Source organism: Trichocoleus sp. AS-A1 (assembly GCF_039962015.1).
Classification (GTDB): Bacteria; Cyanobacteriota; Cyanobacteriia; order Cyanobacteriales; family FACHB-T130; genus FACHB-T130.
The window spans coordinates 1-21,942 of record NZ_JAMPKG010000004.1 but is presented as its reverse complement, the minus strand read 5'-3'; the positions used below and the strand labels follow the sequence as shown (position 1 = coordinate 21,942).

The 21,942-nt window shown below is 47.0% G+C and carries 18 protein-coding genes; 11 read left to right on the top strand and 7 right to left on the bottom strand.

All coding sequences use genetic code 11. The features are described 5' to 3' along the window. Window positions 1–177: 177 nt before the first annotated feature. The 3 genes from hetR to NC994_RS04460 form a co-directional block, all read right to left on the bottom strand. Window positions 178–1,077, bottom strand: coding sequence for a heterocyst differentiation master regulator HetR (gene hetR / locus NC994_RS04470; protein WP_190412890.1), 900 nt, complete (start codon window positions 1,075–1,077; stop codon window positions 178–180). Between the two features lie 362 nt (window positions 1,078–1,439). Further along, window positions 1,440–1,646 (bottom strand): hypothetical protein, encoded by a 207-nt coding sequence (locus NC994_RS04465; protein WP_190439638.1) that lies wholly within the window; start codon window positions 1,644–1,646, stop codon window positions 1,440–1,442. A 136-nt stretch (window positions 1,647–1,782) separates the two neighbouring features. Beyond that, window positions 1,783–3,711 (bottom strand): FAD-dependent oxidoreductase, encoded by a 1,929-nt coding sequence (locus tag NC994_RS04460; protein WP_347276588.1) that lies wholly within the window; start codon window positions 3,709–3,711, stop codon window positions 1,783–1,785. 99 nt (window positions 3,712–3,810) lie between these two features. On the opposite strand from NC994_RS04460, the gene NC994_RS04455 reads away from it, so the two are divergent. Then, window positions 3,811–4,869, top strand: a complete 1,059-nt coding sequence (locus tag NC994_RS04455; protein ID WP_190412704.1) for a zinc-dependent dehydrogenase — start codon at window positions 3,811–3,813, stop codon at window positions 4,867–4,869. Between the two features lie 124 nt (window positions 4,870–4,993). After that, on the top strand, window positions 4,994–5,362 hold the full coding sequence (locus NC994_RS04450; protein WP_190412703.1) for a DUF2294 domain-containing protein: 369 nt from the start codon (window positions 4,994–4,996) through the stop codon (window positions 5,360–5,362). 191 nt (window positions 5,363–5,553) lie between these two features. Here the strand turns inward: NC994_RS04450 and NC994_RS04445 are convergent, their stop codons facing one another. Next, the gene (locus NC994_RS04445) at window positions 5,554–5,985 is read right to left on the bottom strand and encodes a response regulator (protein ID WP_190439632.1); all 432 of its coding nucleotides are present in this window, start codon (window positions 5,983–5,985) and stop codon (window positions 5,554–5,556) included. 686 nt (window positions 5,986–6,671) lie between these two features. Between NC994_RS04445 and NC994_RS04440 the strand changes: the two genes are divergently transcribed. Beyond that, entirely contained in the window at window positions 6,672–7,049 is a 378-nt protein-coding gene (locus tag NC994_RS04440) for a DUF2294 domain-containing protein (RefSeq protein ID WP_190439629.1), read from the top strand. Here NC994_RS04440 and NC994_RS04435 read toward each other — a convergent pair. After that, window positions 7,027–7,515, bottom strand: coding sequence for a response regulator (locus NC994_RS04435; RefSeq protein WP_190439628.1), 489 nt, complete (start codon window positions 7,513–7,515; stop codon window positions 7,027–7,029). The two genes, NC994_RS04440 and NC994_RS04435, sit on opposite strands and share 23 nt — an antisense overlap. A 559-nt stretch (window positions 7,516–8,074) precedes the next feature. Between NC994_RS04435 and NC994_RS04430 the strand changes: the two genes are divergently transcribed. The 4 genes from NC994_RS04430 to NC994_RS04415 all read left to right on the top strand — a co-directional run bounded on the left by NC994_RS04430 (window position 8,075) and on the right by NC994_RS04415 (window position 13,055). Continuing rightward, window positions 8,075–9,442, top strand: coding sequence for an NAD-dependent succinate-semialdehyde dehydrogenase (locus tag NC994_RS04430; protein ID WP_190439626.1), 1,368 nt, complete (start codon window positions 8,075–8,077; stop codon window positions 9,440–9,442). A gap of 177 nt (window positions 9,443–9,619) precedes the next feature. Continuing rightward, the gene (locus NC994_RS04425; RefSeq protein ID WP_190439625.1) at window positions 9,620–11,263 is read left to right on the top strand and encodes an acetolactate synthase large subunit; all 1,644 of its coding nucleotides are present in this window, start codon (window positions 9,620–9,622) and stop codon (window positions 11,261–11,263) included. An 87-nt stretch (window positions 11,264–11,350) separates the two neighbouring features. Further along, on the top strand, window positions 11,351–12,130 hold the full coding sequence (xth, locus tag NC994_RS04420) for an exodeoxyribonuclease III (protein WP_190424877.1): 780 nt from the start codon (window positions 11,351–11,353) through the stop codon (window positions 12,128–12,130). 49 nt (window positions 12,131–12,179) lie between these two features. Continuing rightward, the gene (locus tag NC994_RS04415; protein ID WP_190439623.1) at window positions 12,180–13,055 is read left to right on the top strand and encodes an SDR family oxidoreductase; all 876 of its coding nucleotides are present in this window, start codon (window positions 12,180–12,182) and stop codon (window positions 13,053–13,055) included. Between the two features lie 52 nt (window positions 13,056–13,107). On the opposite strand, the gene NC994_RS04410 is transcribed toward NC994_RS04415, so the two are convergent. Next, on the bottom strand, window positions 13,108–13,674 hold the full coding sequence (locus tag NC994_RS04410; RefSeq protein ID WP_348225572.1) for a hypothetical protein: 567 nt from the start codon (window positions 13,672–13,674) through the stop codon (window positions 13,108–13,110). A 152-nt stretch (window positions 13,675–13,826) separates the two neighbouring features. After that, entirely contained in the window at window positions 13,827–15,884 is a 2,058-nt protein-coding gene (locus NC994_RS04405) for a pre-peptidase C-terminal domain-containing protein (RefSeq protein WP_190439618.1), read from the bottom strand. Window positions 15,885–16,071: 187 nt separating this feature from the next. Between NC994_RS04405 and NC994_RS04400 the strand changes: the two genes are divergently transcribed. The 4 genes from NC994_RS04400 (at window position 16,072) to clpB (ending at window position 21,736) form a co-directional block, all read left to right on the top strand. After that, on the top strand, window positions 16,072–16,278 hold the full coding sequence (locus tag NC994_RS04400; RefSeq protein ID WP_190429472.1) for a hypothetical protein: 207 nt from the start codon (window positions 16,072–16,074) through the stop codon (window positions 16,276–16,278). 139 nt (window positions 16,279–16,417) lie between these two features. After that, window positions 16,418–17,917 (top strand): HlyD family efflux transporter periplasmic adaptor subunit, encoded by a 1,500-nt coding sequence (locus tag NC994_RS04395; RefSeq protein WP_190439911.1) that lies wholly within the window; start codon window positions 16,418–16,420, stop codon window positions 17,915–17,917. Window positions 17,918–18,227: 310 nt separating this feature from the next. Then, window positions 18,228–18,950: a Uma2 family endonuclease gene (locus NC994_RS04390; protein ID WP_190439617.1), complete on the top strand. Its 723-nt coding sequence runs from the start codon at window positions 18,228–18,230 to the stop codon at window positions 18,948–18,950. Window positions 18,951–19,108: 158 nt separating this feature from the next. Then, on the top strand, window positions 19,109–21,736 hold the full coding sequence (gene clpB / locus NC994_RS04385; RefSeq protein ID WP_190412691.1) for an ATP-dependent chaperone ClpB: 2,628 nt from the start codon (window positions 19,109–19,111) through the stop codon (window positions 21,734–21,736). Window positions 21,737–21,942: the final 206 nt, after the last annotated feature.

Below are 21,942 nucleotides of genomic sequence, written 5' to 3'. Positions count from 1 at the left end.
CTCATTTCAAATTTGTTTGTAGAACCCCGCATTCAGCATCAAACTATTGGGGCAATGCCTACACAAGGCTAAGTTAATTTTTCCCCGATTTCAGGCAAAAGTTTTACCGATGTAGCTTCTAACTGAAGCAGGGTGGGCATTGCCCACCCTGCTCAACGAAAATGTGAGTTAAGTGTTTTATTCTTCTTTTGGGCCAAAAACCATTTGTAGAAGCACTGGCTGACCGTCGGCGCGGTGATATTTATCTGCCCAATCCCGGATGACCATATCCAGTTCTTGCATGGCTGCCTCAATGCGATCCGGTGGAATATCGAGTTCCTCTAGTATTCGCATCACATTTAGCTGTCGGTCTGCCCAATCTTTCATCAGTCGGAAGTACCGGGCAGTATCCTCAATCATGATATAAGTGCGTTCTTCGTCCTCAGCGGGTGAGTAGGAAGCACGGGTGAGGGCGTAGAAGGGCAATCCCCAAGGAGAATCAATTCGCGTTACCGTACCGGAATAGATTAAGCGCCGCTTGATGTGTTCGGCGAATGCTTCGCTTAAAGGAATGCGGCGTTCTTCTGGCAAGTCTTCCTGGGAACGACTGTGGAGAAATTCAATTAATTCTAGAAACTGAAAAGCGTTGATTAGCTGGGCATCCGGCAGATTATTTGGCAGTTTTTCCTCAAGGTATCGCTTTTCGTCAGCGGTCAGGTTGGTGCTATAGATGCGCGATCGCCCCGGTTGCCACGGAAACTGCTCCATCCAAACATAGGGAAACTGAATTAAATACCGAGGTTCTTGGGAACCCAGCATCTTCAGCAGTTTCCCTTCGGTCAGCGCTTGCCGAACTTCCTCGACGATGACTTTGACTCGCTTCGGCTCAATGTGGTGCAGGTGCCCCGTCATCCGGATATTTTGACCCTGCTCCAAATAAGTCATGTAAATCGCACACTTTGCTGCCGTGGCAGCAGCATCCAGGAAGGCTCCGTGTCGGTGCCCGCCGGTTCTCATCGCACTAAAGGCCAGATAAAACATGATCTGATCCATTGCACCGGGGCTAAGGCTTTTGATCAGATCCAGGTCGTTGCTCATATCAGGGGTGATCGCATCGCAAGGGGACAAAACACTGGTTCCTTGGTGAAAATGGTGAAAAGCTTATGTTTCCACATTCGCAGTGAGTTCAATTCACTCGCTGAAACTATTGAACTCTAGGCACCCCGATAGCATGAACGTAAATAATCTCTAATTATAGAAAAGGACGGCCTAATATATAGCTTTTGTCAGGGAATAAATTCTCCGTGACCGGAAAAATTAGAAAAATAGTGCCCCAAGTACACCGGCACAAACCCGCTAGAGCTTAGTTTGCTGCCTTCAAATGAGCTTTCATCGACCTCAGTCGCAAGGTGAAAAGCGGATCGATGACTTGTTCAGATTTGGCTAAATAGAGGATAATTCTAGACGATAGAGATATATTCGGGCGAAAACGCATCTCGGCGTCCGGTTCCTTTATCCGGAGACGGTTCATTTCTAGGTTTCATGGATACGGCTAGCTCGGAAGACGTGGATGGCAGTTGCTTGGCAGAGGCGGACTCGATCCCTAAGAAATTACCTGAAGAGATTGATAGTAAGCTCAACAACATGATAGAGGTGTAAGGGCGCATAGCAGATGTCCGTGTCAGGGTTATAGTCCCTGATACGGAGTTCTTGATCGTTAACCAGGAAAAATTTCGGTTAGAGCTTAGTTGGTTCCGATCGAGTTCTGCTTTTTTTTGAGGTTAGAGGTACGATGCCTAAGGCTCAAAAATGGGTGCGATCGCACCCAGGAGCGATAATTTTTTCCACAATCAACCATTTGCCCGATTGATTGAGATATCCCCGCACACAGAGCATCTGCCGATCGAGGCAGGTTTGGAGTTCTCGGTCTACTTCTGGGCGCAAGGCGATCGCTATCCAGGTTTGCTCTTCCCCAGCAGCTGGCTCCTTTAAAGTAAAGGTGTAATCTTGCTCGGCATGGCGCTTGAATACACCACAGAAGAGTGCTGAGTTTGAAGCGGATTCTTCAAGGCTTCCCCCAACCTCTTCCCCATCTCTCTGTTTTGTAAAGGGTGAGGGATTGCCTATATATTTTGAATTCTGTGGCGTCTGGGGTTCGAGGTAAGGGCAGTTGCCATTGGAGGGATAGGTGTCAGGGCGATCCAAGTAATCCCGTTGCTTGTGCAGCCAGTCGGTGCGATCGCGCGGTAAATTGAACAGCGGGAAAATTGCTGCTGGCGATCGCTCATCTTGTAACAATGCTTCTTGCAGGACTCGGACAGGTAAATCTCTGGGTTGACAACTTCGCTGCACGCAAAGCGCCGCCGCCATTCCCGCCGCCTGACCAATATTCATGACGATGGGCTGTAACCGGGTGGAACCGTTGGCAATATGGGAGACGGAGATATTTTTTTCGCAAACCAGCAGTCCATCCACAGACTCTGGAATTAGACAAGTGTAGGGAAGGGTGAAAGGAGTGCCAGTCCAGCGTCCACCCCAGCGAATTGATTTTGGTTTAACAAGAAAGTTGTAGTTAGGGTAATGGTGGTCGTTGGGGTAGTTGCCGAGGGCGATCGCATTCACCTCCCCAGTCGCATCCACAGGTAGGGGTGCAACCTTTCCCCCCGCCACTGGCAAGATATCCTGCTCTCGCACGGTCGCGAGTCCCACAAGGCGTCTACTTTCCCGATAGTAAGGGTGTAGCGCATAACCACCGCCACCGAGAGAGTTTTGAGTTTTGATTGAGTTTTGATTGAGTTTGGGAGTCAAGCGTGAGGGAAAGATTTGAGTCGCTAAGCCGTAACGCCGCCCCAGCTTAGATTGAATAAAGCGGACAAAGCTTTGAGTGTGCCACAGACTCTCTTGAAGAAATTGATGCCACGCCGCCTCCGACTCTATCAGACGCCCCACTCCTTCCCCATAGTCATTGCCGCATAGGGGCCAATTGATCATGAAAAGATTCCCCGGTAAACGCCCATAATTGAGAAACTTCTCCCAACCGTAGCGATCCCAGCTACCTTGGAAGGATGAAGGAGGAAGGATAAAAGATGAAGGAGGAGGGGGAATTTCCGGCGCACTTGCTTCCTCACCAAAATCTTGCATAATTGCCACCCAAGTGGGAGCCTGCACTGGGTATCGCTGAGTCAATTCATTGTAAGAAACAGGCGCACTGGGTTCTCCAAACTCCGATTGCAATTCCCATCCCCAGCGGTAGGGCACAGATGCTAGAGGCAACAAGTCTCCCAGTTCGGTGCCATCTAGGGTGATTTTGGATTGAACGGTGAAATCGGCAAATCGAACCCCAAGGATGCGATCGCCTGTTCGCAAAACCTCTAAGGGCACTTGCCCCGCAACCCAGTCTAGATTTGGCAATTCTCGTACCCAATCGGCAAATATTTGGGCACCAATCCGGGGATCGTAACTAAACAGACTCACCCAACTATTGTTTAAGCCCCCCATCTGCCGAGAACGCAATTCCCCTAAAAACTCACCCCAAAGCCCCGTCTGAAAGGCAGCAAGTTCATTACCATCTGGGGCAGCAACCCCCGCTGAGGTGAGCATTCCCCCCAGCCAGGTAAATTCACTCACCAGCATTGTCTTGGCACCGCGACGGGCAGCTTGTATCGCAGCTGCGGTTCCTCCCGTTCCGCCTCCCACAACCAAGACATCTACTTCTATTAATTCATTCATCAGCAATTCCGTTTCAGAATAGACAATCGATCGCGAACAATAGACAATTAGCTATAAACAATCGGCTATCGAAAGTATAAAGTCCATCGTTTAAGGAAAAGCATGAAAGCACAAGTATTCAGAGGCGTCAATCAGCTCAGTTACGAAGAAGTGCCGACGCCGGAAATTGCACCCGATGAAGTGCTGGTACAAGTAAAGGTTGTGGGATTGTGTCAGTCTGACATCAAGAAAATTCGCTATCCTCTCTACCAGCCACCGCGCATTTTTGGTCATGAAACTGCTGGAGTAATTACTTCTGTAGGAAGTGAAGTGACTGGCTGGCAGATTGGGCAGCGAGTTGTGGTTATGCACCATATTCCTTGTATGCGCTGCGACTATTGCCTCAACGACAACTTCTCGATGTGCGATGTTTACAAAAACGTCACGACCACGGCTGGATTTACTCCTAGCGGCGGCGGTTTTGCAGATTATGTGAAAGTGCCCGGTCACATTGTCCGCAGTGGCGGATTAATTCCCATTCCTGACAATGTCAGCTTTGAGCAAGCGAGTTTTGTGGAGCCGACAAATTGCTGTCTAAAAGCAGTTAAAAAAGCCCAGGTTGCTCCTGGTCAAACCGTTTTGATTACAGGTGCTGGCCCAATTGGGCTAATGTTTATCATGCTGGTGAAGTATTTCGGAGCCAGAGCGATCGCGACTGACTTAATTCCTTCTCGGATTGAGAAAGCTTTGAGCGTGGGGGCAGAAGCTGCATTCGATCCCCGCGACCCGGATTTATCCACTAAAATTAAAGCGCTGACTGGTGGATTGGGAGTGGATACGACTTTACTTGCAGTTCCCAGTGACAAAGCGTTTTTCCAAGCCCTCGATTGTACCCGTCGGGGCGGTAAAATTTTGTTTTTTGCGGAGTTTCCTGATGAAGTAGAAATCCCGATTAATCCAAATATTCTCTACCGCCGAGAAATTGATTTAATGGGTAGCTATAGTTCTTCTTACCGGATACAAAATTTGGCAGCAGATATTGTATTCAACCAGCGAATTGATGTGGAAGCATTAATTAGCGATCGCTATCCTTTGCAAAATTTAGCTGCTGCTGTGGAACAAGCGATCGCTCCCACCCCCGAAACTTACAAAATTCTCATCTATCCCCAAACAGCCGAGTGATTTTAGTAACAGTCTGTCTTCATTTAACTCTCTTTTAGAGAGTCTTTTTTTAAAGATTTTGACATGGCAACCAGATAGATTTATCATCTATCTGATGATAGAATTTTTTTAAAATCTTTAAAGTATGGATACTTCCTCTCCGACGCGCGGACAACTAGAAAGAACTCTATCGCAACGCATCCAAGCTTTATACCGGGATCAACTGGGGCATCAACCTAGTCAAATTACCTGTCAAATTTTTGATGAAAAAATTGCGATTATTCTAGAAAATGCCATCACGGCACCAGAACAACTTTTAGCAAATAGTGGTCAAGAAGAGCTGGCTGAGCAAGTAAGGACAGATTTAGAAAAAGCACTTGAGCCAAAACTGAAAGCGCTAATTGAGGAAGTAGTTGGCGTATCCGTGATTGACCTGCTCAGTGATGCCAAAGTAGATACAGGTCGTACTGGTACGATTGCTGTATTAGCAAACGCCCCTAAAGTTCGTAATTAATCCCCCTTCTCTGCTAAGTATCTAGCTCAGCATAGATTCATATTGATGGTTTGCACTCAGCAGCCTTTTTCAGTTTTTAGGGTGTATCTGACCCTTATGCGATCGCGGCATCCCGTCTCTCTATAACAACTAACAAACAACCATTTATCAATTGATGACTCAATCTATAAATCTAGATTTATTTATTTAAATTAATTGAGATAGCGATCGATGAGAGCTTCTAACTCATCAATGACATAAGGCTTGCTAATGTAGTCATTGCAGCCTGCAAACAGAAGACGTTCCCGATCTTCTGCTCTTGCCAAAGCCGTCACAGCAACAATGGGGATCTTCATCGTTTCGGGGTTCTGTTTCAGAGAACGCACAACTTCTACGCCGTGGATGTCAGGTAGAAGAATATCCAACAAAATCAGCTTTGGCTGATAATGTTGCGCCATAAATAAAGCTGCCCGACCCTCCTTTGTCGTAATAAATGAGCAGTCAAGAGCGAGCAGCACTTCGCTCATGAGTAGCAAGTTGTCTTCATTGTCTTCTACAACCAAAATGAGAGGCGATTCGATATTTGCCTGGGAGGCAGGTTTTGAGAAAGAGTGCAGATTTAAGCGTTGTTCGGGGGAACTCATCAAAATACGAAGCTATCCTCTCCAGAAGTGGACAACCGAGGGGTTGCCCAAGTTATACCCATTCACTTGATTGACGGTACACGAATGATTCCCTGTTTGCCCCTTGTTTTACAAGGGTTTAGGGATCGGCTGCGGGAAAAGTGAAACGGTATTACGAGGCATTCCCCAGGCGGCATTTTTTGGCGCTTGGAATCGATTGGCTCGTAGCTTCCCCACTAGGTTGATCTTTTAAGTTCATCTTGGCAAGAGAACACAGCAAGCTAGTGGTGATGTTGCTTGTCCCCTGATTCTATAAAAAATTAGTTAAAAAACTGCACAACTTAAACATTAATATTCATTGTTACTTTTAGCACTAGATATATACACACTTCTGTGCTAAGAATCGTTGAAAAACTAAATTTTTGAATACATTTGGCGTTTCTTGGTTAGCTGCAAAGCATCACAAATATATTGAAAACCGTTTCGGATACTTGGGGGAATTGAACCCTATCCCTACTTTGTAAGATTGGCACTCTCTACCCTCATCAGGGATTTAGCGCTTAACAACTAACCTTGTCAAGATACTAAATATTGAAATTTTCCAATGTTGTGGATATCTATCTTTAGGAGATGTCCGGAAAATTGCTCGCACTGTTACAGTCTAATAAAAAAGGTGAAAGAATTTACCTTTCCTGAGAGCGATCGCTATGCAGGACACAATCCAACCCACTCGTGGTGAATTAGAACGAACCCTGTCACAGGAAATTCGGGCTTTCTACCACGCCCAACTAAGTCACCAGCCTGGTCAGGTGACTTGCCAATTTATGGGTGACAAAATTGCGATTCTTATCGAAGATTCTATTACTCGACCCGAACAACTTCTGGCACAAAGCGGTCAGCAAAGGCTGGCACAGAGAGTTCGAGAGAATATAAACCACGTCCTACAACTGCAACTTAAACAGCTAATTGAGGAAGTGGTGAAAGTCCCAGTCATCGATCTGATGATCGACTCCGCCCTAAAAACAAGTCGTACCAGTACCGTTGCGATTTTAGCCGCAACCCCTACGACGCGCAATCCAGACTGAATTCCACCGAATCGACCTGAGACGGATTCCATCTCAGGTTGCGCCGGACAACAGCCTCTAGATCCTCCAGCAAGTAAGGCTTGCTAATATAGTCATTGCAGCCTGCCGTGAGAATGCGATCTCTGTCTTCCGCCCTTGCCAGCGCCGTGACGGCGATAACAGGAATTGTCCGGGTTTCAGGATCTTCCCTGAGTTGACGGACAATTTGAAGACCATCTAAGTCAGGCAACATAATATCCAGCAAAATCAGGTTTGGCTGTTCGGTTCGTGCCTTTTCAGAAGCACTATGACCGTCAATTGCTGTGATGATTGAGCAATTTAACGGCTCTAAAACGTAAGCAAGCAATAATAAGTTGTCTTCATCGTCATCGACTGCCAATACCACAGGCAACTTGGCAGTAAGACACTGATTGCTACTGCTCAAAAAATTTTGACGGGTACGGTGGGAAAGTTCCAAATCATCCATCCTCTTTTTCCAGCTAATTTCTAGACTGGCAGTCACCCTCACCAGAAGAGTGGACGAGGCACTCCTTAAGCGGTGGCGAAGCGCTTGCAATGGAATGGCTCGCGTGTAACCTACTAAGTTGGAGAGCCGATGCTCGAGCTAGAGGAAAAGACGAGCCAAGTTAGTAGGAGCCTTATTATTATTGACATTGCTATTGTACATAAAATTTACAATAACCTAAAGAATTTGTTAAGAAAATACAATTCTTGTAAGTATGCTTAGCACTTACTAAACATAGGCTAGAGGGCAACCTAGAATAGAAATCTTCGGGAGTAGCAAGATAGCAGACTGGTAGTCGTACCACATCATCCGGAGTTAGCCCGGGATTAACCGGAGCAATAAGACGCGAGGAATTGCGTCTGGAAACTAACTTTAAGCAGATGCGACCTATAGAGTAGATGCCGTTTTAGATGCGGCTAGGAGTTCGCATTTGAGAAAAGCGCGGGTTGATGAATGGGGTGAATCAGCCTTCACGATTTGAGGGCTACCCCGATCTAATTAGGCATTGGAGGTTGAAGCAATGGGTATAGCCACGATTAACCCAGCAACTGGGGAAACGCTTCAAACGTTTGAGGCACTAACAGATACGGAGATTGAAACGAAGCTAGCACTAGCGCAATCAAGCTTTAAACAGTATCGGCAGACACCCATGCAAAAAAGGGCAGATTGGCTGAATGCCGCTGCTGAGATTTTAGAGAGCGATCGCGAACGCTTTGGCAAAATCATGACCCTAGAAATGGGGAAAACTTTAAAATCAGCGATCGCAGAAGTGGAAAAATGCGCCCTCGTCTGTCGCTTCTACGCCGAACGCGCCCCCGAATTCCTCGCGGATGTTCCAGCCCAAACCGACGCCAGCCACAGCTTTGTGCGCTACCAGCCTTTAGGCGTCATCTTGGCAGTCATGCCTTGGAATTTCCCCTTCTGGCAAGTGTTTCGGTTTGCCGCACCAGCGCTGATGGCGGGAAATGTCGGGTTACTCAAGCACGCCTCTAACGTGCCTCAGTGTGCATTAGCACTGGAGGAGATTTTCCACAAAGCAGGATTCCCAGAAGGTGTCTTTCAAACCTTGCTAGTGGGAGCAGATAAAGTCGCTGCAATTGTAACAGACGAGCGAGTGAAAGCCGCAACCTTGACCGGAAGCGAACCTGCTGGGATGAGCCTCGCCGCTACCGCCGGGAAACAAATTAAGAAAACCGTTCTGGAATTGGGGGGAAGCGACCCGTATATTGTCCTAGAAAGCGCCGATTTGGATGCAGCCATTGCCACAGCAGTGAGTGCCAGAATGCTGAATAACGGTCAATCATGCATTGCTGCGAAACGGTTCATTGTCGTGGATGCGATCGCAGACCAATTTGAAAAAGGCCTGATTGAGAAGTTTGAGGCACTCAAAATCGGCGATCCGATGCATCCGGAAACCGATATAGGGCCACTGGCAACCCCATCGCTTCTCAAAGATTTGGATTGGCAAGTTCAGGAAAGCGCCAAGCTGGGAGCAAAAGTTCTCACGGGTGGACAGCCATTATCTGACCGTCCGGGTAACTTTTATCTGCCCACAATTCTGACAGATATCCCAGCCGGTAGCCCAGCCGAAGCGGAGGAATTTTTTGGTCCCGTGGCGCTGCTATTTCGGGTGCCAGATATCAACGCCGCGATCGCACTTGCCAATGCCTCGCCCTTTGGACTGGGTGCTAGTGCTTGGACTCAAGTAGAGACAGAACGCGATCGCTTGATTGAAGAACTCGAAGCGGGTGCCGTGTTTATTAACGGCATGGTTAAATCCGATCCCCGTCTCCCCTTTGGCGGTATCAAGCGTTCCGGATACGGACGCGAGTTAAGCAAAGAGGGAATTCACGAGTTTGTCAACATCAAAACCGTGTGGGTGAAATAAGCGGTGGTGCATTCCAACGATGAATTAAATCCCATCCCACTTGCGGGATGGGGATGTCAATACGGGCGGACAGCCGTGCGCCCGTATTGGGCTAAATAGGGGCAATCCGCGCATCTGGCCCCTACATAGAAACGAACCACTACAGATGCCAAGAGCATACAGAGGGGAGTAAGAAAAATGAATACTGCTGAACTATTAGTTAAATGTCTGGAAAATGAAGGAGTCGAATACATTTTCGGGCTTCCTGGCGAAGAAAATCTAGACATATTGGAAGCCCTAAAAACCTCTTCGATTAAATTTATTACTACCCGCCACGAACAAGGTGCTGCCTTCATGGCGGATCTCTACGGACGCCTGACCGGAAAAGCCGGAGTGTGCCTCTCCACCCTAGGGCCAGGTGCGACCAACCTGATGACTGGCGTTGCCGATGCGAACCTGGATGGTGCGCCACTAGTGGCAATTACCGGACAGGTCGGCACAGACCGGATGCACATCGAATCCCACCAATATCTGGATTTGGTGGCGATGTTTGAGCCAGTCACCAAATGGAATACTCAAATTGTTCGTCCCAGCAACACACCGGAAATTATCCGCAAAGCGTTTAAAATTGCTCAGAGCGAAAAACCAGGGGCAGTTCACATCGATTTGCCGGAAAACATTGCCGAAATGACAGCCACTGGCAAGCCCCTACACAAGAATTGTGGGGAAAAAACCTTTGCTGCCTTCCATAGCCTTGAACAGGCATCTGAAGCCATTTCCCAGGCAAAAAATCCTTTGATTATGGTGGGAAATGGGGCGATTCGTGCAGACGCTAGCCTTGCACTGACCGAATTTGCCACGAAGTTGAATATTCCCGTAGTGAATACCTTTATGGGCAAAGGAGTCATTCCCTACACCCATCCCCTCGCCTTGTGGTCGGTAGGATTGCAACAGCGAGACCATATCAGTTGTGCGTTTGACCAAACGGATTTAGTGATTGCAATCGGTTACGACTTGATTGAATATTCCCCGAAAAAGTGGAATCCCCTCGGAGAAATTCCGATTATCCACATTGGAGATACGCCAGCAGAAATTGATAGTAGCTATATTCCCCTAGTAGAAGTAGTGGGGGATATTTCCGACTCGCTACGGGAAATCTTAAACCGAGCTGACCGGCAAGGCAAACCCGATCCTTATGCCTTGCAATTACGGGCAGATATCCGGGCGGATTATGAAGAGTATGCCAATGATGATGGGTTTCCGATTAAGCCGCAGAAAATAATTTATGACTTGCGGCAAGTCATGGGGCCAGAAGATATTGTGATTTCAGATGTCGGGGCGCACAAAATGTGGATCGCCCGTCACTATCACTGCGATCGCCCGAATACCTGCATCATCTCTAATGGCTTTGCTGCAATGGGAATCGCCATTCCAGGTGCCTTAGCCGCCAAGTTAGTTTATCCCCAGAAAAAAGTCATCGCCGTCACGGGTGATGGTGGCTTTATGATGAATTGCCAGGAATTAGAAACTGCCCTTCGCGTCGGCACTGCTTTTGTCACCTTAATCTTTAATGATGGGGGCTATGGCTTGATTGAGTGGAAGCAACACAATCACTTTGGCGAATCTGCGTTTGTCCACTTTAGCAATCCCGATTTTGTCAAATTGGCAGAAAGTATGGGGCTGAAGGGGTATCGGGTTGAATCCGCTGCGGATCTGATTCCAACCTTGAAAACTGCCCTAGAACAGGACGTTCCCTCGGTGATTGATTGTCCAGTAGATTACCGCGAAAACTTCCGCCTCACGCAAAAGGCTGGCGATTTGAGCTGCAAGATTTGGGAATAATCATGAGTCATTGGTCATTCGTCATCAGTCGGTTGTCAATGAGCGATGACTAATGAACAATGACCAATGACCAATCGTGAATAATCCATGAAAATTGCTACTTGGAACGTCAATTCAGTTCGCTCTCGCTTAGAGCAGGTGGTGCAGTGGTTGCAGGATAATCCGGTCGATGTCCTGTGCCTGCAAGAAACTAAAGTCGTAGATAAGGATTTTCCGCGATCGCCCTTTGAGGAATTAGGGCTTCACCTCTACATTTCCGGTCAAAAATCTTATAACGGGGTGGCCCTTCTCAGCCGTGCGCCTCTTGAGGATGTCAGCACCGGGTTTGCCCCAATTTTGGGTAGAGAGGATTTTGACGAACAAAAGCGGGTCATTACTGGCGTTATCGATGGCATTCGCATCGTGAATCTCTATGTGCCCAATGGCTCAGCCGTCGGTAGCGAGAAATACGAATACAAGCTGCTTTGGCTGAAAGCCCTCCGCGAGTACCTGCAAGCAATACTCGAAAAACAACCCAGTTCCCTCTGTATCTGCGGCGATTTCAATATTGCCCCCGAAGACCGAGATATTCACGATCCACTCGGTTATAAGGGTCGGATTATGGCATCCGATCTAGAGCGTCAAGCCTTGAGCAGCATTTTAGAGTTGGGTTTGGCAGATGCCTTTAGAAAATTCACAATAGAAACAGGACACTTCAGCTGGTGGGACTATCGAACTGGAGCGTTTCGACGCAACTGGGGTTGGCGGATTGACCATCACTACTTGACGCCAGACCTTTACGAACGTTCATCCAGCTGCACCATCGATCGCTCCCCCAGAAAATTGCCCAAACCCAGCGACCATACCCCCGTGATTGTAGAATTTTAAATTTTCCAGCATCAATCCCATACCCAAAATTGATTAGGAACTTAAAATCATGTTTTTAGTAACTGGAGCTACAGGCGGACTCGGACGCCGAATTGTGCGGCTGCTGCGGGAGAAGGAAATGCCGGTGCGAGCATTTGTCCGCCTGACATCCCGTTACAGCGAACTGGAACACCGAGGAGCGGAAATTTTTATTGGTGATTTGCAGCGCGATAAAGATATTGAAAAAGCTTGCCAAGGCGTTCAGTACATTATCGCTGCTCACGGCGGTGAGAGCGATGCTCAAGCGTTAGGCTACCGAGCGAATATTGAACTCATTGACCGGGCAAAAGAAGCTGGAGTCCAGCACTTTGTTTTCATTTCGGTACTGGGAGCAGATCGCGGGTACGAAGACGCACCATCCTTTAAGGCGAAGCGGGAAGTAGAAAAGTATCTCCAATCCAGCGGACTCAATTACACCATCCTGCGCCCTTCAGGTTTTGCCTCTAACCTTTTACCCTTAGCAGAACGATTTCGGGATACTGGGATTTATCTGCTTATCGGCGATCCCAAAAGCCGGACTTCGATTGTGAGTACCGATGACTTAGCGAAGATTGCGATAGACTCCGTCAACGTTGAAGGTGCCCGGAATCAAATTTTCCCTGTCGGAGGTCCAGATATCCTCCAGCGCCAAGATATTCCTCGCATTTTTAGTCGCATCTTCAATCAGGAACCGATCGTGATTAACCCACCGTTATTGGTGTTTGATGGGGTACGTGGGGCGCTGGGATTGTTGAATCCTCAAGCGTCTAAAGCTTTGGGGACTCTCCGGACGTTACTGGATAATGAATTTTTCTGCACACCCCAGGAAGTTGAGCATTTAGAGTCGATTTTTGGAATGAAGATGGAATCCCTAGAGACTTTCTTGCGCCGTTACCTGGGTACTTGATTTTGCACCGCTAGATGCAGAGATTACCGTGCTTCAGAATTGTCTGGTGATTTTAAGGAATCATAAAGGCAACTGCTTGAGATTCTGACTGAGCAACGGTTTGGGTTCGACCATTTAGCTGATAGTGAATGTGAGCGATCGCGTTTTCACCCCGCCGATAAATTTTCGATTTGCATTTGAGGCGATACTCTAATACTTTACTTTCTCCTGGCTTTAGCAATACTTTAGCGGGACGTTCTAATTCTTGGGGAGTTGCACTCATGAGAACCTGCTCAGAATTCACCGGAACAATTTCTATTTGGCTAATTTCAATCACCTGATTTTTTTTAGATAGATTGGTAAAAACTAGAGAAATATCAGCATAGCTAATTGCTGTCCCTGCTAAAATTTCGTAGGGAAGTAACTGGATTGTCATCGTCATATTCGCTCTTTGAGAATTTATCCCAATTTGCCTTTCCCTACTTAAACTTTGTTGAGGGGAATCTCGTAGGTTAGTTTGAGCGATCGTGAAACCCAACTCTAACAGCTTGTTGGGTTTCGTTCCCTCAAGCGCCACGTTGCTCAAGGGCAGAAACTCTACGTTTCGTGCGGCTTCCCAACCTACTATGTCTGAAAGCAACTTAGTATGAGTTCCTATCGTTATGCAAGTCACGCAGGTTAGAAAATCCACGAAAGAATTCCTCCCAGGTCGGAATATAGCAAATTTGACTCAAAAGCTCCTTAGAGGTTTCTAACTCCTATGGGGTTGTACATTATTTTGAAAGATGAGAATTAAGCTACTTTACTAAATATATGCTCAGCTAAGCTCGAAGATCCGAGTGTCGCTAAGCTTGAAGATGCTAAGTGAGCGGCACAGCCACAGCGTAAAGGAAAAGATGAATTAATCAGCGAAGCATTAGCATTTAATGAATTTGAAAGAGTATTGAATCCAGGTAGAGTGTAAGATTCAGCTCCCCCATAGTTCACATTCCACCCAATCTCTTTTAAAGAAGCAATCGTTAATTGACTCAATAACTCAGAGCTTTTTTCAGCAATAGGTGACATTAATTCATTGTCAAAGACATTTTCATCCCAATGACCAAACACGCCTTTTTGAACGGGAACAGCAGTTTGTAAAAATGTACCTTTTAATTCTCCATAAGCCCACCCTGCATAGGTATTAGCACTATACGTCGCATCGGAGACATTAATTAAATCGCGTCCGTAATCTGACCAAAGTGTTCCAATTCCTAGAACGTGACCAAATTCATGCACCATCGTTTCTTGTAAGAAACTTGGATTGTTGTTGTATGTATTTGCCAAGCTCGTGTTAATCGTTGAAGCTCCTGATATCGTCATTTGATTACCAAAAGCATCGGAGGCTAAGGCTTTTGGCCCCGCAAAAGCAAGAAATTCATCTTCACCAAAAGTATCCCCCGTAACATCAATGGTTAGAATTTGGGAATCGCTAAAGGTGCTGTAGGGAATAATTTTTTCCCAAACTTTTGCAGCTTCTGTAATAGCATTGAGAGCTTCTGTACTCAAACTACCCAAGCCTTGACCAAAATTGACTTTGATTGAAAAACTGAGAGGATCGCTGGTAGCAGCAGTAAAGGTAGTCGCTACAGAATAGTTAGCAGCTTGGTTGTTGTAGCTCATTACTTGCAAAAAGTAATTACCAGCACTCAGGAAACGACGGATTGATTCGTTGCTAGTCCCGCGCTCCCATTGCCAACCCAACACTTCGCCTTGATCAATAATGCTGTTGTTGTTGCTGTCTTGAATGAGTCGGACATCGGCATCACCACTCAATGCAGATAAATTAGCGGTAAAGATGCCAGATTGAGCAACATTAAAGCTATAAAAGTCATCGCGATCGCTAGCATTGACTTGTTGGTTGTTTGAGAAAACTGCTGAAGTTTGAGCTTTTGCGGTTCCTAGAGTATTACCGGCATCTAAAGGGTCTGGAATACTTGCGATTTTAGTAGTTAGAGTGTAGCCGCCAGTCGCACCCTTTTCAAAAGTTGTAGCTTGCAGAATATAATCAATTCCCTCAGCAACCGTGAAAGTTAGCTGCGAGTTCGTACCGCTGAAATCATTATTTTCTGCAACAACTGCTCCGGTTCCAGCATTCACCACTTGCAGGTAGGCATTAAAGCTGGGCGCATCAAGGTTCACCTGCACCTGCTGACCGGCAACTAAATTGCCTAACACATAGCCATCGTAAAAACTGCCTTCACGAATGGGGTTGCTTGGGTCGCTATTCGCGATCGCGCCGTTAAAGCTTTGGTTTCCACTGATGGGAGACGCTGGTTTGAGGACTCCCAAATTGCTACGAAGAGTATAGTTACCAGTAGCATCTGGTTCATAAGTCGTGGCTCGAACAATGTAATCAATGCCCTGAGCGGCTGTAAAAGTTACTTGAGAGTTCAGACCCTCAAAATCATCGTTGAAGGTAACAACCGCTCCAGTAGAGGCATTTACCACTTGCAGGTAAGCGTCAAATTCTGTGGAGTTTAGTTTCACCTCCACCTGCTCTCCGGCGCTAATGCCAGTCAACAGATAGTCATCCCGAAGGCTACCGCCACGGAGTGGGTTTTTCAGGTCGGTGATGTCAATTGTACCGCCGACCTCACTGACGGTAGAAGCCGCAGCGATCGCGCTACTTTTAAATAGACTTCTTTGCTGTAGCGGATCGCCCAGTCCTCTAAATCCTGACCAGATTCCGGCTATTTTTGAATCAAACTCTAGCGGTGCAGAATTAGCGAAATCTGCACTTAAAAGCTGGCGCTCATTTGAAAATTTAAATCCATTTAACATTTGCTTGCTTTCTCCACGATGGAGCATCATAGAACTGTTATACTCCCGATTTTAAGCCCCTAAAAAATTGGGCAATAACGGGATAATTTCTCAAGGCTGGAGACAGAAAATTTTAAGAATGCTGCGATCGCAAGCGCAATAACTAAAGCTATATTAATTGATTTAATAGTGGTTTTTAAATTATCTGAACGCAACAACTAGCACCTTCACTGAAGCCATGAATGCAAAAATTGAAGTTGCGCCAATTGCCGATGGTGAGGTAATCGAAATTATTGAATATCTGAGGATTTGCCGCGATATGTCGATGCCAAGCGTCTCTAAGGTCTTGCTCACCACATTCACGGTTTTAAATGCACCCAACAATTCAAAAAAGTATCTTATATATAACTCGATCAAAATCTCTCTAAGGGGAGAAGGACAATAGTTTTTCGCGTAAATTTACTTACAATTACAATAACTTACGCCAAAATTCTTAATTTTCGACAATCCATTGCCGGATTCAGTCGATAGAATCACAGCTAGAGTGTCTCTCTGCCCGCTCAAAGCCTTTGAGTCAAAATTTTATGCGATCGCCCTTAGCGTCAACACCTGCTCAAGCTCGTCAAACAAGACAGCAGCTAGCGAATCCAGAGGATTCACTCTCCTATGAATTAGGGAAAGCAGTGCAAGAGCTGCCGCCACTGTACACGCGGTTATTGGCAGCAAGCATTAGCTTACTGGTATTTGGGGCGATCGCTTGGGCACACTACAGCCAAGTGGATGAAGTCGCGATCGCTCCCGGCGAACTGATTGCCTCAACGCAAGTGCGACCCCTGCGATCGCTAGGAGGAGGCACAATCAAAGCGGTAAAAATCAAAGAAGGCGATCGCGTTAAAAAAGGCGATATCCTGATCGAACGCGACCCCGATCTGCCGCAAGCAGAAGTTGACCGCCTCGCTAAATCTACCCAGCTGATTCGGGAAGATTTAGGGCGTCTGGAAGCCGAACGCACTGGAGCTGCAACTGCCGGAACCGCTTTGCAAGACCAGCTTTTAACCGCTCGGCTACAAGATTTTGAAGCAAAAAGAGCGGGTGCGATCGCAGAAGCGAATCGCCAAATTGCAGTCATCAATGAAGCCAAAGTTCGCCTCACCCGCCTGCAAGAAAACCTCGTCAACGCCAAAATCAACCTCGTCAACGCCAAAACCAATCTCGCCAACAGCAAAAGCCTTCTCAACAAAGCGAACAACAGCCTCGCTTTAGCCGAAAAAAGAGAAAAGGCGCTTACCACTCTCCTAATTCCCGGTGCTGTCCCTCGACTCGATTACGTTGATGCACAAGAGAGAGTCGTGAGGGCGCAAGCTGAAGTTACCACAGCCCAAGATAGTATTACGAATGTTCAAAACAAAGTCACGGAAGCTCAGGACAAAATAACCTCCTTGGAAAAAGATATCGCTGCTCAAGGGCAAACTATTCGCCAAGCTGAACAAGCGTATCAATCAGTTCGCAATCAGGCAGATCGATTACAGTCTGAGCGCCAGAGTGAAATTCTAACTAAGTTTAACCAGCGCCAAGAAGAACTAACAACCGTTGCCGGTCAGTTGGAGGAGGCGAAAAAGCAGCGAGAAGTAGAAACAATTTCCTCGCCGGTTACGGGGACAGTTTACAGCGTCAAAGCAACCAAAGGGCCGGTACAGGCGGGAGAGGAGTTGTTATCGATTCTTCCGGAATCCGAAGAATTGTTGGTAGAAGTAAAAGTCCTCAACCGCGATATTGGCTTTATCCGTAAGGGAATGAAGGCAAAAGTCAAAATGGCTACTTTCCCGTTTCAGGAATTTGGCACAGTTGAGGGTGAAGTGGTGCAAGTGAGTCCGAATGCGATCGCTGACAAAGAATTAGGCTTAGTTTTCCCTACCCGAATTCGGCTTAAACAGCATTCACTTCAGGTGCAAAGTCAGAAGGTTGCTTTTACTCCAGGTATGGCGGCAACCGGAGAAATTGTTACTCGCAAAAAATCAGTTCTCACTTTCTTAATTGAGCCGGTGACTCGCCGGTTTAGCGAGGCATTTTCGGTCAGGTCTTAGCTCGACTTGATCCATTTGCACTAGCAAAAGGCAATAAAAAGCTGGAATTAAGAGATAAAAAAAGACAATAATCTTTATAACCATGAAACATCGGATTGAGCGGAATAAAAACACGAAAATTAAACCTAAAAAATATATCGTCAAGAAAGTAGCGCTAGAGTTTCTTGCTACTCTAGCGATGCCACTTTGCCCCAACTAAGCGAAATGGTAAAAGTTCTCCAGTTTTCGCGCGAATTTTTAACCAAGAATCTGCTGTGCGCTGCTTGAATGGATAAAGTTGAACTTAAATTTAGATTTTTGAGATAATTTTATGACTTCTGCTGTCCCTCAGTCAGGCTTAGGCTTAAGCTTACCCGACCACACCCAGCTGCCAGACTCTGATGGCACATTTGTGAAAAATTTCCAAGAACACCCTCAAAGTATTCTGCTGACTGACTCTTTGTTACCCGTTTTGCAGCAACTTCATTCGGATGGACAATACTGCATTGGACAAGACGCCGGGATTTACTGGCGTCTTGCCGAACCACCAGAGCGAGGAGCAGAAGCACCAGATTGGTTTTATATACCGAATGTCCCGCCAACACTTAATGGTGAACTCCGGCGTTCTTATGTCTTGTGGCAAGAATACATTCCCCCGTTGATTGTATTAGAATTTGTTTCTGGCGATGGAACGGAAGAACGAGACACTACACCGATAACTGGCAAATTTTGGGTTTATGAAACGGTGATTCGTCCGGCATTTTACGGCATTTATGAAGTGAAAAAAGCCAGTGTCGAGGTGTATCATTTGATAGAAAATCGCTATGAACTCCTTAGTGCTAACGAGCGGGGGCACTATCCAATTTCACTTCTAGGAGTAGAGTTGGGAATTTGGCAGGGTGAATATCAAAATGCTACGCTGCCCTGGTTGCGCTGGTGGGATCGAGAAGGAAATCTCTTGTTGACGGGTTACGAACGCGCTGAGCAAGAAAGTCAACGCGCCGAGCGATTAGCCGCACAGTTACGGGCGCTTGGAGTTGAACCGGAAGCTTAAAAACGGACGGAGATACCTATCTAAAAGCCGTGAACACCGATCCTAAGAGTGTAGCCAGTCTACTTACAATGACTGATAGGGACAGCCATAAGTGGGATGAACTGCAAATTTCTGTATGTTATGGGTGTCTCTAGGGTTTATTAATTGAGTAACTCCTTATGCAACCAACCAACCCCAACCAATTTACAGAAAAAGCCTGGGAAGCCATCACTCGCACCCCAGATATTGTTAAATCTGCCCAGCATCAACAAATCGAAAGCGAACACTTGATGAAATCACTGCTGGAGCAAGAAGGACTCGTCAGCAGTATTCTGAACAAAGCGGGCGTAAATGTGTCGCGAGTCAGAGAACGCACCGAAGATTTCATCAAGCGTCAGCCAAAAACTTCCGGCAGTAGCACCTCAGTTTATGTCGGACGTAGCTTAGATTCTCTGCTGGATCGGGCTGAAGCATTTCGCAAAGAGTATGGAGACGATTTTATCTCCATCGAACACATGATGCTGGCTTATCCCAAAGACGATCGCTTTGGTAAGGCTTTGTTTCAAGAATTTAAGCTGGACGAAAACAAGCTAAGAACTATCATCGCCCAAGTTCGCGGGAGCCAAAAAGTGACTGACCAAAATCCAGAAGGCAAGTACGAATCCTTAGAAAAATACGGGCGCGACTTGACAGAATTCGCTCGCCAAGGGAAGTTAGATCCGGTAATTGGGCGCGATGATGAGATTCGCCGCACGATTCAGATTCTGTCTCGTCGCACCAAGAATAACCCGGTGCTGATTGGCGAACCGGGTGTAGGGAAAACTGCGATCGCTGAAGGTTTAGCACAGCGAATTGTCAGCGGGGATGTACCGGAGTCGTTGCGCGATCGCAAACTGATTGCGCTGGATATGGGTGCGTTGATTGCGGGTGCCAAATATCGGGGTGAATTTGAAGAACGCTTGAAAGCAGTTCTCAAGGAAGTCACCGATTCTCAGGGCAGCATTATCATGTTCATCGATGAGATCCACACCGTTGTTGGTGCGGGTGCGACTCAAGGCGCGATGGATGCGGGTAACTTGCTCAAACCGATGCTGGCGCGGGGTGAATTGCGCTGTATCGGTGCCACAACCCTGGATGAATATCGTAAATACATCGAAAAAGATGCGGCGCTAGAACGTCGTTTCCAGCAAGTTTATATCGATCAGCCGAGTGTAGAAGATACGGTTTCGATTCTGCGGGGTTTGAAAGATCGCTATGAAACGCACCATAACGTGAAAATTTCCGACAGTGCGTTAGTGGCTGCGGCTACTTTGTCTACTCGATATATTAGCGATCGCTTCCTTCCAGATAAAGCGATTGACTTGGTAGATGAAGCGGCGGCACGGTTGAAGATGGAAAGTACCTCCAAACCAGAGGAACTCGACGAAATCGACCGCAAGATCCTCCAGTTAGAAATGGAACGGCTATCTCTGCAAAAAGAAAGCGATCCGGCTTCTAGAGAAAGGTTACAAAGACTGGAAAAAGAACTTGCCGATCTAAAAGAAGATCAACGGACACTGAATGCACAATGGCAAGCTGAAAAAGATGTTCTCGAACGCCGCAAAACCCTGAAAGAAGAAATCGATCGGGTGAATGTGGAAATTCAACAAGCGGAACGAGAATACGATCTTAACCGAGCCGCTGAGCTGAAATTCGGCAAGTTGACCGAGTTGCAACATCAGCTAGAAGAGACAGAAGCCCAACTCGTTCAAACTCAGCATAGTGGTAAGTCACTTTTACGAGAAGAAGTCACCGAGTCCGACATTGCTGAAATCATTTCCAAGTGGACTGGTATCCCCATCAGCAAACTCGTGGAATCGGAGAAAGAAAAACTTCTGCAATTGGAAGATGAACTGCACAAGCGCGTGATTGGGCAAGCCGAAGCGGTGACAGCAGTTGCTGATGCCATCCAACGGGCGCGTGCTGGTTTAGCCGATCCGAATCGCCCAACGGCTAGTTTCATTTTCCTCGGTCCCACGGGCGTCGGGAAGACAGAACTCGCAAAAGCCTTGGCAGCTTACCTGTTCGATACAGAAGAAGCCTTGGTACGGATCGATATGTCTGAGTATATGGAGAAGCACAGCGTCTCTCGCTTAATTGGTGCGCCTCCCGGCTATGTTGGTTATGACGAAGGCGGACAGCTGACAGAATCCATCCGGCGTCGTCCTTACGCAGTGTTGCTGTTCGATGAAATCGAAAAGGCGCACCCGGATGTGTTCAACATCATGCTGCAAATTCTTGATGATGGTCGCGTCACCGATTCTCACGGTCACACCGTAGACTTCAAGAACACGATTATTATCATGACCAGCAATATCGGATCGCAGTTCATCCTAGATGTTGCTAGCGATGAATCCCGTTATGAAGAAATGCGGAGTCGGGTGATGGATGCGATGCGGACAAGTTTCCGTCCGGAGTTCCTGAACCGGATCGACGAGATTATCATCTTCCACGGCTTGAACAAGCAGGAATTGCGGCAGATTGTGCAGTTGCAAGTCAAGCGACTCGAATCACGGTTGAGCGATCGCAAGATGTCCCTGAAACTTTCCGATGCTTCCCTTTACTTCTTAGCGGAAGTCGGATACGACCCCGTTTATGGAGCGCGTCCGCTCAAGCGTGCGATTCAGCGGGAACTGGAAACGCAAATCGCTAAAGGGATTTTGCGAGGCGAATTCAACGACGGCGACACCATCTTTGTCGATGTGGAAAATGAGCGCCTTGCCTTCAAGCGTCTTCCTGCTGATTTACTAGCTACTCAGTCCAGCTAATTGACGCTCAGTTAACCCTTTCCCAACGAGGGAAGGGGCACTCGATAGGGGAATGGCCGTGCCATTCCCCTACAAAACGTGAATTTTGCCTTTTCAGGACTTACGCAAAGGCGCTAGATATAGCGTACAAGTTACACAAGTTGCATGGGAATAGAAGGATGTTTCAGTTCCTCAATCAAGGAATCAGAAAGCCACTGGTATTTCAC